Origin of the sequence: Alteribacillus iranensis (assembly GCF_900113025.1) — a bacterium.
Lineage (GTDB): Bacteria > Bacillota > Bacilli > Bacillales > Marinococcaceae > Alteribacillus_A > Alteribacillus_A iranensis.
Genome location: NZ_FONT01000002.1, coordinates 358070 through 375028, shown reverse-complemented (window position 1 = coordinate 375028; position 16959 = coordinate 358070). Strand labels below are relative to the sequence as shown.

12 protein-coding genes and 1 pseudogene are annotated in these 16959 nt (G+C 45.0%); 8 read left to right on the top strand and 5 right to left on the bottom strand.

What is annotated here, in order from left to right:
- Positions 1-83 precede the first annotated feature (83 nt).
- The 3 genes and pseudogenes from BM095_RS05755 to BM095_RS05745 all read right to left on the bottom strand — a co-directional run bounded on the left by BM095_RS05755 (position 84) and on the right by BM095_RS05745 (position 5104).
- Positions 84-1586, bottom strand: a complete 1503-nt coding sequence (locus BM095_RS05755; RefSeq protein WP_245757824.1) for an aminotransferase class I/II-fold pyridoxal phosphate-dependent enzyme — start codon at positions 1584-1586, stop codon at positions 84-86.
- 703 nt (positions 1587-2289) lie between these two features.
- Positions 2290-3431 (bottom strand): annotated as a pseudogene (locus BM095_RS05750) (IS110 family RNA-guided transposase).
- 278 nt (positions 3432-3709) lie between these two features.
- Complete coding sequence (locus BM095_RS05745; RefSeq protein ID WP_091658759.1) at positions 3710-5104, bottom strand: sigma-54 interaction domain-containing protein; 1395 nt, start codon at positions 5102-5104, stop codon at positions 3710-3712.
- 387 nt (positions 5105-5491) lie between these two features.
- Here BM095_RS05745 and BM095_RS05740 point away from each other — a divergent pair, with 387 nt between their 5' ends.
- The 8 genes from BM095_RS05740 (at position 5492) to BM095_RS05705 (ending at position 14586) form a co-directional block, all read left to right on the top strand.
- The gene (locus BM095_RS05740; protein WP_177194710.1) at positions 5492-6091 is read left to right on the top strand and encodes a glycerol-3-phosphate responsive antiterminator; all 600 of its coding nucleotides are present in this window, start codon (positions 5492-5494) and stop codon (positions 6089-6091) included.
- A complete protein-coding gene (locus BM095_RS05735) occupies positions 6084-6911 on the top strand; it encodes an HAD-IIA family hydrolase (RefSeq protein ID WP_091658754.1) in 828 nt (275 codons plus the stop codon). Before BM095_RS05740 ends, BM095_RS05735 begins: the two co-directional genes overlap by 8 nt.
- A 17-nt stretch (positions 6912-6928) precedes the next feature.
- Complete coding sequence (locus BM095_RS05730) at positions 6929-8236, top strand: alkaline phosphatase family protein (RefSeq protein ID WP_091658751.1); 1308 nt, start codon at positions 6929-6931, stop codon at positions 8234-8236.
- Positions 8233-9219: a carbohydrate ABC transporter permease gene (locus BM095_RS05725; protein WP_245757823.1), complete on the top strand. Its 987-nt coding sequence runs from the start codon at positions 8233-8235 to the stop codon at positions 9217-9219. Before BM095_RS05730 ends, BM095_RS05725 begins: the two co-directional genes overlap by 4 nt.
- Before the next feature lie 11 nt (positions 9220-9230).
- Entirely contained in the window at positions 9231-10055 is an 825-nt protein-coding gene (locus tag BM095_RS05720) for a carbohydrate ABC transporter permease (protein WP_091658749.1), read from the top strand.
- A 14-nt stretch (positions 10056-10069) separates the two neighbouring features.
- Complete coding sequence (locus BM095_RS05715; protein WP_091658746.1) at positions 10070-11383, top strand: ABC transporter substrate-binding protein; 1314 nt, start codon at positions 10070-10072, stop codon at positions 11381-11383.
- Positions 11384-11395: 12 nt separating this feature from the next.
- On the top strand, positions 11396-12535 hold the full coding sequence (locus BM095_RS05710) for an ABC transporter ATP-binding protein (RefSeq protein ID WP_091658744.1): 1140 nt from the start codon (positions 11396-11398) through the stop codon (positions 12533-12535).
- Positions 12536-13554: 1019 nt separating this feature from the next.
- Positions 13555-14586, top strand: coding sequence for an STAS domain-containing protein (locus BM095_RS05705; RefSeq protein ID WP_091658741.1), 1032 nt, complete (start codon positions 13555-13557; stop codon positions 14584-14586).
- A 35-nt stretch (positions 14587-14621) separates the two neighbouring features.
- Here the strand turns inward: BM095_RS05705 and BM095_RS05700 are convergent, their stop codons facing one another.
- Entirely contained in the window at positions 14622-15995 is a 1374-nt protein-coding gene (locus BM095_RS05700; protein ID WP_091658739.1) for an amidase, read from the bottom strand.
- A 51-nt stretch (positions 15996-16046) separates the two neighbouring features.
- The gene (locus BM095_RS05695; protein WP_091658736.1) at positions 16047-16868 is read right to left on the bottom strand and encodes a nitrilase family protein; all 822 of its coding nucleotides are present in this window, start codon (positions 16866-16868) and stop codon (positions 16047-16049) included.
- Positions 16869-16959 lie beyond the last annotated feature (91 nt).

Sequence of the window (16959 nt, the reverse complement as noted above, 5' to 3'; positions counted from 1 at the left end):
ACCTTCCTCCATAAGATGTTTTTTGCAATAATTAGTTCAAATAATCTCGAGAAATATTTTACACATACTAACACAGATGGTTATTATCGTGAAACAACATATAGAGTTTCCATCGAATCATCGGATGGACTTTGGAAATAGGCGCCGGTTTCTTTCAATTTGTTGATCGCCTTGACGTGCTTCGTTATTATTTTTTCACCCGGGGTGAGGAGCGGGATTCCTGGTGGATAAGGAAGGACGGTTTCCGCGCAAATCTCACCGACCGCATGTTTCAAGGGCACCTGTTTTCTCTTACTGTGAAACGCTTCACTCATTGGCATTTCCGGTTGATGGATGGTTCCTTCTTCAGCAAACAACTCCATATCAAGAGAGGACACTTCAGCCCATTGAGACATGTTCTGCAGTTTTTTATCGATGGTGTTGATCGCAGTAACGACTTTTTTGATATCCTCTTCGCTTTCACTGAGTGAGAAAAGGAAGCAAATATTTCGTGGATCACTAATCTCAGCCGTACACCCTTCTTCATAAAACATATCCAGTAATTGATACCCCGTTACCCCTTCGCAGGAAATAATCCATTTGAGAGGATCCATGTGATCGACGCCCTCGCTGCCACTCCAAATGGAAAGCTTCTGCAATTGACAAGAAAGCACCCTTCTCTCTTTTTCCAATCGCTTCACTGTATCTTTTAATTGCACGGCCCCTTGTGTCGCGATGTAACGTCTGGCCAAGTCCAAGGATGCAAGAAGTGGATAAGAAGGACTTGTCGATTGCACCATTCCGAGAACTTGAGAAAGTCTTTCCCGATCAATGAAGGTGGATTGGACATGCAGCATGGAAGCCATTGTCATCGCCGGCAACATTTTGTGTGTCGATTGAACGACGAGATCGGCTCCTTGGGATAAAGCAGAAGGAGGAACCTCATCAATTAGACCAAAATGGGCGCCATGTGCTTCATCAACGATAAGAGGGATCTCTCTTTCATGACAAAAACGGGCAAGCGACGTCATGTCCTGGTGCATGCCGTAATAGTTTGGATTCGTGATCCACACTCCTTTCGCGTCAGGATGATCCTCTAACGCCTGTTTGATAAAGGAGATATCCGACATTTTTGCTACTTTTGTCGTCGCTTCCATGGAAGGCGCGATAAAAATAGGACGTGCACCTGCGATCATTAGTCCGTGAAACACAGACTTATGCATGTTACGCTGCACGAGAATTTTATCGCCTGGTCTACATAAAGTAAGCGCCGTACTCATATTTCCAACCGTGCTTCCCCCAACGAGAAAATACGTATGATCGGCCCTGAATGTCTCCGCTGCCAAACGCTGAGCTTCCGCAATAAAGTCTTGCGGGTGATGCAAATCATCGATCCCTTTTGAATGAGTCGTATCGATTTTCATCACTTCCGAGAAGTGAGCGGTTCCTATTGGATCGAATACCCGACCGTCTTTATGTCCCGGCACATGAAGAGAAGTGCGATTGCTTTGTTCGTAGGAACGCAGGGCATCATATAGAGGAGCCTGCTTTTGTGTATCTTCGTGAATCGGCTGCTCGTTAATCGTAAGAGCTGACATGTTCCACATCGTGATCCCTCCGCCGTTAAGTTTGAAAACAGACTTATTTCTCTTCCTTTTTAATTTGCAAGAATTGTGCCAATTGACATCGAGGGCAGGAAATCAAGATCTAACAGGCGTTCCGGGGTCTAATGGTGATTCATGAAGAGGGAGTACTGACTTTGTAACGTAAAAAACCGCCGAATTTTTGGCGGTTTAGATCTGACAGTGAGAGGTAACTTGTTGTTTTCGATAAGTACAATGCTAAGAGAAGGAGGTGAAGCAAAAGATAGAGGAGAAAGACAAGAGTAGAAGCAGCAGAAATCTAGTTTTCATTGATGAGTCTTTCGTTTGTGGGTATGATAAAGAAAAGGCACCCGCTGTGAACGAGTGCCATGCAGCTTAGCAAGAAAGACAGAGTCCCGATGGAAGTATAGTTACCAAAGAGAAGTAACCTATATCCTGAGCAAGTTTTCCCCAAAACGAACGCAGGATAGGGTTACTTTTTTGGTTTATGGATACAATAATTCGTCTAGCACTTTTTCTGTGAAAATAAAAAGGTAAAACTTCTACGGAATTCTGCATATTTGTCATGAAGCGACGACTTGAAAGGGGGATTTGTGTTTGTAAACATTTAAAAAGTGGATTTTTAGAAAAAAAGACAATAGGAAATAGAGGGTGTGATCTCATTTTTTTGAAAATCACAACCTAGAGGAATATTGTGTTGGATGGGTTAACCGACTAGACGTGGTTCAGAAAAATGCTGTTTATTAAGAAGTAAAGTATAAATGATCCGAAGAACCTTGTGTGCGATAGCCTGTAAAGCCTTTTTCTTACCTCGTCTTGCGGAAAGAGACCAGAAAGTATTTGCCATTGAAGTATTTTTCGATCTTGATATGGCCCACGCGACCTCACATAGAGCTGCTTTTATATGTGGGTTTCCTTGAACGCTTTTGGTGCTTTTTTTTTACCAGCACTTTCATTATTCCCAGGTGATACACCAGCCCAAGAAGCTAAATGTCTTGATGAAGGGAATTGGCTCATATCTGTTCCGATTTCAGCAATAATACAGGCTGCGGTATTTTCTTTTATTCCTGGTATCGATAATAGAATCTCCTGTTCTTCCTGGTAATATTGTAGAATCGTTTCAATGCGTGTTTCTAGCTCTTGGATTGATTTTTCCAAGTACACGATGTGGTTCCATGAGCTTTTGATCATAAACATTTGGTGTTCATTTAACGTTCCAAAAAGGGATTCAGAGATGGTGTCAGCCTTCTTACGGAGTGAATGATGGATATTGGCATCGACATCCGTTTTATCAAGATACCCTTTTTCCGCGAGTTGATTTAAAAGTTTGCGGCCGGATACTCCGAAGATGTCAGAGATAACGGAACCGAGTTTTATGTTAGAGCATTCAAGCACTTTTGAGATTCTATTTTTTTCTGAGGTCAAGGTACCAATCCATTTTTTTCGTAATCGAGTGAGATCACGCATTTCTCGAAGGTCTTGCGAGGGAACAAAACTTTTCTCAATTAACCCGTGACGAAGAAGTTTGGCAATCCATTCCGCATCAGAAACATCTGTTTTACGACCGGGAACGTTTTTGATTCGTTGGGCATTGGCAACCGTAATGTCAAAGTACCCTTCAAGGATATTATACACCGGCTTCCAATAAATTCCTGTACTTTCCATGGCAATGTGGGTAATTTCCTTTTCCTCCAACCATTTTAATAATTCAAAAAGACTTTTGGTTAGAGTTGAAAAGGTCTTGATCTCTTTTTGGATGACTTCCTCACTAGAGCCAGTTAAGGTACAGACAACAATCTCTTTTTGATGAACATCCATCCCAGCACAATGAGTTAATAAAATGTCCAAATAAAACAACCTCCACAATAATGTCTATGGAAAGTGGAATAAGCTTGGTCAAATAGCATTTTTCTGTACGTGATCATCTTCAAACGTTGAAGAGTCGACATAGGGGTGTACACAAGACAAATCCCAAACAGTTTCTTACACAGGGTAAAACCACCACAAAAGCGCACGTAAAAATTACTTTCCATAGCATTAATCAGTATGGAAAAATAGACAAAAATAAAAACCCCAGCTTTAATAATTTTCATGCCGGGGTGTGAGTGTGAAATCATGAGTGTTTCTTAGTGCACATTTAATTTATTCATTTTATATTGAAGCGTTTGTCTCGGGATGCGTAACAGTTTAGCTGCTCGTTGGACATTGCCGTTCGTTTCTTGCAAGGCTTCTTGGATGAGTCGTTTTTCCGTGTCTAACACGGCTTCCCGGAGAGGCGGGAATGTTTCAGGACTGGCCTGCGACGAGGAAGACATCGTATCAATGATATGTTGAGGCAAGTGCTCGGTTGTGATAGTGTCTCCTTCAACCAGGTTCATCGCGGATTCAATGGCATGCTCGAGTTCACGCACATTTCCGGGCCAATGGTACGAGTGAAAGATCTCTTTCACGGCAGGGTCTACTCTTGTAACGAGCGTTTCGAATTGATAGTTGTATTTTTGAATGAAGTGATCGATGAGTACAGGGATATCGTCTCGTCTTTCCCGCAGTTCAGGGATAGGCAGATAAATTACATTGAGGCGGTAATAGAGATCGGAACGTAATTTTTCCTTTTCCACACAGATTTCCGGTTCTTCATTCAACGCTGCGATGATACGAACGTTAACCGGAAATTCTTTTGTCCCTCCGACTCTCCGAATCAAGCCGTTTTGCAAGACACGGAGTAGTTTGGCTTGAATATCAAGCGGCATCGAGCTTAATTCGTCCAGAAAGAGAGTGCCGCCATCGGCGAGTTCGAACAGGCCAGGCCGGTCGATCGCTCCGGTGTAACTTCCTTTTACTGTTCCAAACAAAGTACTTTCCAATAGAGAAGAGGGAATAGCGGCGCAATTTTGGGCGACAAATGGCTTGGTTTTCCGAGGGGAGGCATTATGGATGGCCTGCACGAGAAGCTCTTTTCCCGTACCCGTCTCCCCGTAAATTAATATCGGTGATGTCGTCGCCGCGACTTTTTCTGCCTTCTTCTTCAATTCCTGAAATGCCTCGTTCTTCGTAATAATATCCCTCATATGAAAGACAGCGCCCGTCGTGTCGTTCGTGTTGCTTCTGTTCGTTTTCCCTTTTTCAATTTTTGCTTGTAAATCTAGAAGCTTCTCCGATAAATGCTTCACTTTCGTAACGTCTTTTGCAACTTCCACCGCTCCGATAAGCTTCCCGTTTTCTTTAATAGGAAGCGTTGTGTTCACGGTATCTACCAATACACCGCGGCTGTTTTGATACGTTTGGTGCTGGTTATAAATGGCTTCCCCGGTCTGGCACACTTTCATTAACGTGCTTGTCTCGATTGTTAGAGAAGGGAAGTTCGTAAGCAAGTGCTTGCCGAGAACCTCTTCTTGTTCGAGGCCGTCAAGCTTGGCGGCTACGTGATTATAATAAATCGTAATCCCATCCGCATCCACCGCATGAATCCCTTCATCAATCGTACGCAAAATAGCATGAAGCATTTTATTTGTATTGTTCATTTATGACCTCCTCCAGTCAGAGAAGATTGCCAACTTTTCGTCATTTTAACCGCCGGAAATTCGGCACCCGCTCTACAAGCAGGAAAAAATTTCATGCCATGATTATAAGTTATTTTTTCATGTTTGTCACAAGAGCCACAAAAGCAATACATACCTCGACCTTTATATTTTCTCAATAAAACTTTACGTAAGATTAAGGCTAATCTAATAGTACCTACATAATTATTCGATACGATGTAACTGTCGAAGCAATTACATATCCTCTTTACCAAGGGTGATGAGACGATGGAGAATACCCAAGTGTAGAAGAAGGAAGTTATCAACGTGTGGATAACTATGCCTTCCCGCGCTTGGGTATTCTTTTTTTACACAAGAAGGAGGGGCGCCATGTTCAGAAGAGAGCAGTGGGAACCAACGTATCCGATCACGGCAGCAGTAAGGGATCTGAAGCATATGGATATCGCCGTTCAGTCTGCCGTACCTACTATCTTTTTAATGTGCGGTGACATTCTAACCGTGAAAGAATGTGTGGATAAAGCGAAAGACGCGAATAAAAAGATTTATCTACATGTGGATTTAATTAAAGGTCTTGCCAATGTGAAAGAAGGCATTATGTATCTTGCGAAGGAATGTCAGCCCGATGGTATCGTTACGACGAAAACCCAACTGATCAAAGCAGCCAAAGAAGCAGGTCTCACGGCAATCCAGCAAGTCTTCTTGTTTGATACACAAGCCTATCACACGGCATTAAAAAATATTAACAAGTCCGAGCCGGATGCGGTGGAAATGATGCCTGCGTTGATGCCACGAGTCATTGAAGAATTTACTAACGCCGTACAACAGCCCGTCATTGCTGGCGGCTTAATACAGTCGCAGGGCGAAATAGAGGCGGCTCTCGAAGCGGGAGCCAATGCGGTGACTATCGGAAACCCAGCGATGTGGGAGATAGATATTAGCAAAAGTAAAGGGAGACAGCGATATGCATGAAACCTTACAGAGAGTGGAGTGGGAAAAGATAAAAGGCTTTTTCTTTGACTTGGACGGGTGTATGTACGCAGGGGACAAACCGTATCCGAGGTCCCAAGAATTAATTCTGTACCTTCTGCAACAGGGAAAGAAAGTAGCCTTTCTCAGCAACAATTCCACCGATCGAACGGAAACGGTAAGAAAGAGAATGAGACGGATGGGCTTTCTCGTGGAAAAGACACCGATTGTGTTAGCGTCCGAATTAGTAGGAGATTATTTGAATAAAAAGGTTGGAAACGTAGCGGCTGCCATTTTCGGTTCTGACGAATTAAAAGAGTCAGTGCAGAAAGCTGGGCACACACTGGTGGACTCTCCCATAGATGTGAGCGAGGTCGTCATTGTCGGGAGGGATGAAACTTTTTCCTATCAGAAACTGCAATTCGCTTGTGACCAGCTGTCTCATCATTCAAGGCTGATTGCAGTGAATGCCGATGTGTCCCATCCGCGGACGAACGGTAAAATGGTCCCGGATACCGGATCTCTCATTGCGGCCATTGAAGCGGTGACGGGCGTAGAGGCAGAAATTGTCGGTAAGCCTTCCACTCACGCTTTCGAGCATCTGTGCCAAGTAACAGGGTTATCCACAGACGAATGCCTCATGGTCGGTGACAACCTATACACAGACGTGGAAGGCGGGGAAAGAAGCGGCATGCATACGTGCTGGATCACTCACGGAAAAACGAAACCGGATTTTGTTTCCGTCCAGCCAACGATCGAAATTCCAGCCATTGCGAACTTGTATGATCTGCTGATACAGAAAAGAAAACATATTTTACATTAGAGAGGCAGGAGAGGGAAATGGAACGTCGCGTAATCATGATTTGTATTGATGGAATGGCCGGGTATTACTTACATGATTCACAGTGCAAGATGCCGAATTTACATAAACTGTTGCAAAGCGGGGTGCACTCTAAGAATGTGACCACCTCTTATCCTAGTTCCACGTGGATTGCGAACACATCGATTGTGACAGGCGTTCATGCGGACAAGCATGGGGTTCTCGGTAATTGGGTCGTCGATCGCCATACGAAGCAAGTGAAGCAGTTTTTCGGAGACCGTGATTTCAACAAAGAAGATGTCGTAAAAGTGCCGACTATTTACGACGTCGCCCATGATAACCAACTGAACACAGCAGCTTTGTGCTGGCCGGTCACAAGAGGCGCCGAGAAATTGGACTGGAACATTCCTGAGTTTTATGAACAGGAATTGTTCGAAGAGTGGGTCGATGAAGGGTTTTGGAATGAATTAAAACAAGCAGGACTTCCCGTCGAACAATACGGAATCTGGAGCAAAGATCATGCGCGAGGACCTATGCAAGATTGGTTGACGACCGAAATCGGTAAGCATTTACTAAAAAACCACCAGCCAGAAGTGCTTCTCATGCACTATTTAACAGCAGACAGCTTCCAGCATGATTACGGGGTTCAGACGCCGGAAGCATACTGGGCACTTGAGTATATCGATCGGATGATTGGAGATCTCATCCAGACGCTCGAAGAACAATCTCTTCTTGAAGAAACACATATTCTTCTCGTCTCTGATCATGGTTTTTCGAAAGTGGACCAAGTGTTTGCGCCGAATGTGTTATTCAAACAAAAAGGCTGGCTGAATGAAGCAGAACCGGAGAAAAGTGATGTGATCGCAGTCTCCAATGGCGGCTCAGGTTACATTTATATTCTGAACGAAACGAAGAAAGAAACATTGCGCGAAGAAGTGAAAGAAGCATTGCAAAGCTATGGGTGTGTGGAGCATGTCTATGAAGCAGATGCCTTCGAGTCGCTGCATTTACCACAGGAGGAGGAAAACCGATTTACCCCTGACTTCGTATGTGAAGTGAGTGCTCCGTATTTTGTCTACTACGGAAGCGAAGGAGAAGACGTCCTGTCTGATCATCCGTACCGTGGAATGCACGGATTTTTGCCGGCCAAAGAAGATCTTAAAGCTCTTTTCATCGGGGCGGGTCCTCAATTCAAGCCGAACCAAGAGATCGAATCGATGAGTACGGTAGATATTGCGCCTACCATTGCGAGACTTCTCGGCCTTGATATGAAAAATACCGATGGCCGAGTGCTTGAAGAAGGATTAAAACAGGAGAGTTTCCTATGAATGGCATGAAGCCGCAGAAGTCGTTTGCCCATGTACCGACCGACGGAGCGAATACGGCAGGAGGTTCATCTGTTTTCGGAGGACAAGCCCCCTCTCACAAGAAATGGCTGACAGGAATCAAAGAGAATATATGGGCGTATGTGTTCTTGGCCCCCGCTCTCCTGTTATTTGGCATCTTTTTTGTCTATCCGTTTGTCTATTCCAGTTATCTTAGTTTCATGGATTGGAATTTATACAATGATGCTAAGGAATTTGTCGGACTTGCCAATTATCAAGCGCTATTCGGAGACCCTGTTTTTTGGAAAGCAGCATTAAATACCGGGTTGTACGTCATTGGAACGGTTCCGGTCTCGATGATTCTCGCCCTCGGGTTAGCGATCCTCGTAGAAAAGGCGGGAAAGCTAAAAGAATTTTATCGGTTTCTCTTATTTATTCCGGTGGTAGCTTCGATCGCGGTCGTAGGGATTATATGGAGTCTCTTGTATAGCCCAGCCGGAGGATTCATCAACCAAATGTTAGCGCTCATCGGTATTCAAGGACCAAACTGGTTGAACGACCCGAAGTTTGCGCTCGTTTCTTTAATGATCATCGGGATTTGGAGTGCGGTCGGCTACAATATGGTGCTATACATCGCCGGCTTAAAAGGGATTGATCCACAGCTGTACGAAGCCGCCGAGCTGGACGGAGCTTCCGGATGGCAGCAATTCTGGAAAATTACTGTCCCTCAATTATCACCAGTCTCTTTCTTTGTGTTTATTATTAGTATTTTTAACTCGTTTCAAGTATTTTCAACGATTCACATTATGACACAAGGGGGACCGAACAACGCTACAAACGTCGTCATTTACCAAATGTATCAAGAAGCCTTTCAATTTTTTAACATTGGCAAAGCGAGTGCATTAACGTTTGTCATTTTCTGCGCCGTCTTACTATTAACGGTTGTCTTTATCCGATCCACCCAACGAAACGTTCACTATGAATAGGAGGGAGTGACGTGGCTGTTCCGACGAAAAAAATAAAAGCAGGGTTTTTTCACAGTTTCATGTTTGGCGTGATTTTAGCGATTCTCTTTCCACTGCTATGGATGGTTCTCGTGTCGATCCGGCCGGCTGATCAAGTCTTTGGGGCAAGCTTGTTTTTCTCTACCTCATTTTCACTGGAGTCTTATAAGCAAGTGTTTGAACAACGACCACTCGGCGTTTGGATGATGAATACCGCTGTAGTTTCCATCTTACAGACCGCAGGCCAAGTAATGATTGCGATTTTCGCAGCGTTCGCTTTCAGTTACTTTCGTTTTCCAGGAAGAGACGTGTTATTCTATTTCGTTCTCGTCACGATGATCGTACCGCTCCAGGCTTTAATGGTGCCGACCTATCTCATTGTCGATACGATGGGCTGGCTAAATAGCTTTGCTGCGGTGATCGTGCCGACACTAGCAAGCGGCTACGCGATTTTTCTCATGAGACAATTTTTCCTGCAAGTACCGAAAGAATTGACAGAAGCGGCCAAAATGGACGGCTGCGGCCCGCTTCGGATATTACGAAATATTTACTTACCCGTGTCGATTCCAGCCATCACGGCACTGTCCGCTATTTTGTTTGTCACCAACTGGAATGAATACTATTGGCCGCTTTTAGTTCTCACCGATGAAATGAAACAAGTGCTGCCTGTTGCCATTACGAGCTTCACAAATGAAGGAATTGTCGATTGGGGACCGACTATGGCAGTAGCAACATTAACCGTATTACCGGTGATGGTTCTATATTTCTTTTTACAAAAGAATTTCGTCGAAAGTTTCTCACAATCTGGGTTAAAATAAAGGGGGATACTTCATTGTTAAAAAAATCATGGTTTGCGTCAGGTGCTGTATTGTCTATGCTTCTCATCGCAGGGTGTTCAGGAGACCCGAGTAGTTCCGAAGCATCGAATGAAAATACAAATGGAGAAGGACCGACAGAAATTGAATTCTATCATATTCACGGCGGGGAAGCGGGAGAAGCTGTCGATGAATTGGTAGCAGAATATCACGAACAACAGGATGATGTAAGAGTCACTCCGGTATACGTCGAAGGTTCTTATGAAGGAATGCTTGAAAAATTGCAAATGCAAGCGACGTCCGGAGAACTCCCGGCAGTTGCTCAAGCCGGATTTGTGTACAGCCGTTTCATGATTGAAAACATGCCAGTCGCACCGATTCAAGACTTTATCGATGAAGAAAATTACAACTTAGATGATTATTATCCGAAAATGCTCGATTTAGGCCGGGACGATGAAGAAACAATTTGGAGTCTGCCATTTGCGGTGAGTACCCCAGTCGTCTACTACAATAAAGATTGGTTTGAAGAAGCAGGATTAGACCCAGAAAATCCACCGCTTGACACATGGGAAGATGTGCGTGACACTGCAAGTGTGTTAGCAGAAGAAGATGGCAAGTATGGAGTCTTCTACAACCATACGATCACAGGAAACTGGATGTTTCAAGCGATGACCGAAACAGCAGGTGGACGTATGGTGAACGATGACGCAACAGAAGTCACCTTTAATGAAGAACCAGGTGTGAAGTCCCTTCAATATTGGGTGGACTTAGTAAATAAAGATCAGTCAATGCCGAACGTAAACAATGACCAAGCGGTACAAGCATTCAACAGTGAAGAGCTTGGCATTTATATCAATACGACCGCAAGCTTGCGTCAGCTGCAAACGAACAGTGAATTTGAAGTAGGTACCGCACCGTTTCCAACCGTGGACGGCCACGATCGTCAAGTACCTGCAGGCGGAAACAGCGTCTATATCATGGATACCGATGAAGCACAAAAACAAGCAGCCTGGGATTTCATTAAGTTTTTAACGAACCCAGAAGGCACAACGACATTCTCCTCGGCATCAGGATACATGGCAGTTCGCGAAAGTGCGGTCGAACAAGATGAACTGTTAGGAAAGTATTTAAATGAAGAAAATCCAGCTGCGAAAACAACGTATGAACAGACAGACGAAATGGTACCATGGTTTAATTTCCCAGGGGACGCTGGTACGAGAATTTACAAGATCGTTCAAGACAATATTCAAGCAGCCTTAACCGAACAAAAGACTGCCGAAGAAGCGCTGCAGGACGCGGCGGAAGAAGCAAACCAATTGATTGAAAAATAGGAGGGATACCGTATGGCAGACATTTCCCTGCAGCATATTTATAAAACATATGACCAGTCGGTAACGGCCGTGAACGATTTTGATTTGAACATCCACGATAAAGAATTTATTGTTCTCGTCGGACCCTCCGGATGTGGAAAGTCGACAACGTTACGGATGATCGCGGGACTCGAGGACATCACTGAAGGCAATTTAATCATCGGGGACAAGCTCATGAACGACGTCCCCAGCAAAAAACGAAACATAGCGATGGTCTTTCAAAACTATGCCCTATACCCGCATATGAACGTCTATAACAATATAGCGTTCGGCTTGAAATTAAGGAAAATGAAAAAAGACGAGATCGAGAAAAAAGTGAAAAGAGCCGCTCACATTCTAGGCATTGAATCACTGTTAGACAGAAAGCCGAAAGAGTTATCAGGCGGCCAGCGCCAGCGTGTCGCATTGGGACGAGCCATCGTTCGCGAAGCCGATGTCTTTTTGATGGACGAACCTCTTTCTAATTTGGATGCAAAATTAAGAGTACAAATGCGTGCCGAGATTTCCAAGCTCCACAAACAACTGCAAACAACAATGATTTATGTGACGCATGACCAAATCGAAGCGATGACGATGGCAGACCGTTTAGTAATCATGAAAGACGGTGTCATCCAGCAAGTCGGCACGCCGAAAGAAGTATACAATTCTCCAAAAAACGTATTTGTTGGTGGTTTTATCGGTTCTCCTCCGATGAACTTTATCAGAGGCCAGCTGGCACAAGACACCTTTTACTTCGGAGATCAAGCGGTCGTCCTCCCAAACACCGTACGAGACCGTCTGGCAGACTACCAAGGGAAAGAAGTCATTATGGGAATACGTCCGGAGAATATGGAGATTGAAGACAGTTCCGACGAAACACCGGGGCAAGCAGTGGAAGTATATGTAGAGGTGTGCGAATTAATGGGAGCCGAATCTTACCTTCACTGTCACGTTGCAGAAAATCGCTTCATTGCCAAAGTTTACACCCAAGATGAGGTGGCAGAAGGAGAACAACTCCAACTCCGTTTTGATATGAAAAACGTACATTTTTTTGATACCCAGACGGAAGAATGTCTGACCCTGAACCATACAGCAAAAGAGGCAGGAAAACCAAGAAAGCTTGCGACTGTTTAATAGAGGGATGAGAGAGGGAGAACAGAGGATTCATCTGTTTTTCCTCTCTTTTTAATGGCTGTTTGGCGATTGTAAGATCCTGTACCAAGGGCGTCTCGCAGCAGTCCGAGGTTGCGTGCCCGGAAATGAAGTCGGGATTCGCTTGAGGTCAAGCAAGGTTCTGGATCGTGCCCGCAAATGGGAAAACTGTCGTATAGAGTCACGCAAGCCAGTGGAAGCTGCCCAAAATGGAAACGGAATTCTTATGAGGTCACGCAATCCAGAGGAAGCTGCCCAAAATGGAATCGGAATTCTCGTGAGGTAACGCAATCCAGTGGAAGTTACCCAAAAAGCAAATCGGCATCTTCGTGAGGGCAGGCAGGGAGTCGGAAGCTGCCCAAAATGGAATCGGAATTCTCATGAGGTCACGCAAGCCAGAGGAAGTTGCCCAAAAAGCAAATCGGCATCCTCGTGAGGTCAGGCAAGGAGATGGAAGTTACCCAAAAAGCAAATCGGTATCTTCGTGAGGTCAGGCAGGGAGGAGGAAGCTGCCCAAAAAGAGAATAGGCATCCTCATGAGGTCACGCAAAGAATCAAAACTTACCCAAAAACAAAAGAATAATCTTGGTAGGTCACCCAAACCCATCCTACAAACGTTTCCCAAGTGTTAGGAGCATTCGATAAGCGAAACCCCATTCCAAATGTGCTAGTAACGTACATACAATCGACAGTCTACTTCACGCATTGACCTTCTTCCGCACCGAAAAATGTGGTAAAATATTACATAATTTTATTTTGACATATAACTGACCCTTTTCTATCGTAATCTATTCCATAGAGAAAGAGGAAAAAAGAAGGATTAACAAGATTTTTGGAGAATTTTACAAATAATAAAATGGGCTTTGGTGTACCAAATGATGTACAATGAATAAAAATAGGTTCTCTTCCAGAGAAGCTGCAACATGTCACTTTTCTGATGCTTGGCTCGGTGGGAAGAGGTACAACGAGATAGTACTCTATAAGCAATGGGGGAATGTAAAGTGGCAAAGCGGGCTCAAGGATTGCAGGAATTTGAAATAGACGTCGGGCACGGACACTATACGTGGGATTTAAAGCAAGGAAGCTATCAATTAGAAGGAGAAGAAGTTGTCCTCTTTTGGGTGGAGACGGCGTTGAAGTCATTCATCGACACGATCGAGGAAGTATCAGGAGATGACGCAGCGAGCGTCGTTATGGAAACAGCTGGGTACCGGATGGGGAAAATCGTCGTAGACTTTTTCAAGGCAGAAAAAGGTGGAAGGGTGCTTGACTATCTGCCATCGATTTACGCGTCTGCAGGTTGGGGGACCGTGGACATTGTAGAGGCCTGCGAAGAGAATAAATCATTTACGATCCGCTTTACAAATACATGGGAATACAAAATCAATAAAGCACAAGGAAAGAAAAAGATTGGCTCATTTATTCCGGGCCACTGGGCTGGATTATTAACGTCTCTGTATGAAACGGAGATGGGGTACTACAAAGAGAAGAGCCAGGTGGAAGGGGATGAGTATGACGAGTTTCTCTTTTATCCCACCAATGAATCGCCAGTAGAAAACATTCATACCTTCTCACGCCGACGCGAACAAGAAGAAATAGAAAAGCTGGAAGCTCTCGTCAGCGACCGAACAGCGGAACTAGAAAATCTGGTGCGAGATATTTCTTCTCCGATTATTCCCGTCTTGGAAAATGTTGTCGTCGTGCCGATGCTCGGAAAATACGACCGGGAAAGAGCAGAAGACATGCTGGATCAGATTATGTACAGAATTCCGGAGTATGGCGCGAGATATTTAATTCTTGATTTAACAGGTATCGACGAAAACATTGATGAGTTTGCGATTACACTCATTAACCGTCTCATCCAAGCAACCACTCTCTTAGGAATCAAACCAATTTTAGTAGGGATCTCACCAAAGCTCAGCATGCAACTCGCTCATTCTGATTTTGACTTGGAGCGCGTTGACTGTTTTGCTAATTTAAAGCATGGTGTACATTTCGCCTTGGCACAAGAAGGGAAACAAATTATGGGATAAACCGGACGGAGTAGAAGCCGTCCGGGTTTTCTTATTCATACGGTAATCAGTGATTCTCTTTTCTTATGAAAGTCTTGTAAATACTCCTTTTCAAAAGCGGCAGCTGCTTGTAAAAGGCGGCGCTCTTCGTGATAACGGCCGACGAGCTGCAACCCGAACGGCAAACCGGAGCTGTTGAGTCCTCCTGGCATGGACAGGGCTGGATGACCAGACATGTTAAAAATAGACGTGTAGCGGATCATTGCTTCGAAAATGCTCTCTTTTTCGCCGATTTCCACTTCGGTGGTACCGAGCTTGACGGATGTCATTGGAAGAGTTGGAGTTGCGAGCACATCGACATCACGCAAAGCTGTGTTCACCGCTTCCCGAATTTCTTCTCTACGCTTCAACGCCTCAATGTACATGAAAGAAGAAATCGAGAGACTGGACGTTAAAAATTCTTTCACGTTATCACTATATTGGGACAGAGAGTGTTCCATGTCGTCGCGGTGCACGTAGGCTCCTTCTGCTTTTTCGATCACAAAGACGCGGTCCACGTCACGCTTCGATAAGGGAAGAGCCACCTCTACTAATCTCGCTCCTGCCGCTTCCATTTGGTGGAGCGCGTGCTGATAGAGGGCAAGCACTTCATCTTCTGCTTGTTCATTAAAATACGTCAAAGGCACCCCGATGCGGACTCCGCGCAAATCGTTTTCCGCTTCTTCGATTTGATAGCTTTTTCCTAACAAGGCCTCTGTGAGAGAAATCAGATCGCTCGCATTGTTTGCTATCGGACCGATATGGTCGAGGGACCAAGCAATGGCTGTCACGCCAGATGTTGAAACAGAACCATAAGTCGGTTTCAAACCAAATGTCCCGGTTAAAGCAGAAGGCATGCGAATCGAACCGCCGGTATCTGTCCCGATCGAGCCTAGACCTAAGTGAGAGAGGGCCGCTACCGACGAACCACCGCTTGAACCGCCGACTGAGTATTTGTCGTTCCATGGATTTCGTATCGTTCCAAAGAAAGGATTTTCTCCTGTCGTGCCGAGTGCAAATTCATCCAAGTTCGTTTTGCCGAGGGAGACGGCACCTTCCCGTTCTAGAAGATCCACCACAGCTGCATTTTTCGTTGGGACGTGTTCGGTGTAGATCGATGACCCACTCGTCGTCCGAATTCCTTTCGTAGCTATCAGATCTTTGATGGAGAGAGGAATGCCTTCCAATGCACCGATATACCCGCCGGCTACATATTTCTGTTCGGCGATACCCGCTTGATGCAACGCGTGATCGGCTGTCACGGTAAGAAAAGCGTTATAATCTTTATTCATTTGTTCGATACGATCAAGAAAGGCAGATGTAATTTCTACGGGGGAGAATTCTTTTTGCCGGTATCCTTGTAACAATTGTCGGATCGTCCATCGTTCCATTCGTTTTTCCCCTTTCAAACAAAAGGCGAAGCGCTCAGGCTCCGCCTCTCCTTATAGTTCGTACAGCTCTTCGCGACGGTCGTGAAGCACGTGGTTGCGCTCACTTACCGTCCGGGATAGTGTGGCCTTGCTTAAATCACAGGAACCATACACGATTTCTTCTTGATCCTGAGATGCAGGTCCTGATATCGGCCGGCCGCTAGGTTCAATAATGACACTATGTCCGAGAAATGATTGTCCTCTTTCTGTTCCGATCCGGTCCGCGGCAGCAACAAACACACCATTGGAATGAGCGTTAGCCATGCATAAGTGAACGGCCATCGGGAGATCTTCCTTTTTCTGTTCGGGCATCGGGACCCAGTTTGTCGGGACAGCGACAATTTCAGCACCGTTTAAGGCGCAAGTACGGAATGATTCTGGGAACCAGACGTCATAGCAGTTTAAAATGCCGATGCGCCCGACCGGTGTATGGAAGACAGGATTTTTGGCGTCGCCCGGTTCAAAAAAGAGCTTTTCTTTGTTCCATAAGTGAACTTTCCGGTACGTTCCAATGTAACCTTGCGGGCCGGTGAGAACGACGGAATTGTATAACTTGTCGTTGTCTCTTTCATTAATCCCCGCCGCAATGTACACATCATGTTTGCGGGCAGCTTCCGTCCACGCTTGTGTCGTATCTCCTTCTGGAATGGGTTCGGACAAGGAGTATGCTTCTTCGCGGTCGTTAAACACATAACCCGAATTACACAGCTCTGGAAGAACGATCAGTTTCGCACCTTGGCTTGCTGCTTCACCAATCAACTTCAGCGAATGTTCAACGTTGTACGTTTTGTCTCCGACGCGCGGGTCAAACTGTATACAAGCGACTTCCAACATAATTCATTTCCCCCTTATGAAAAATTTGTTTATACTTTTCGGAATTCACGCCCGCCAATTTTGGGACATACACAGGCGCTTGTTGTCGCCG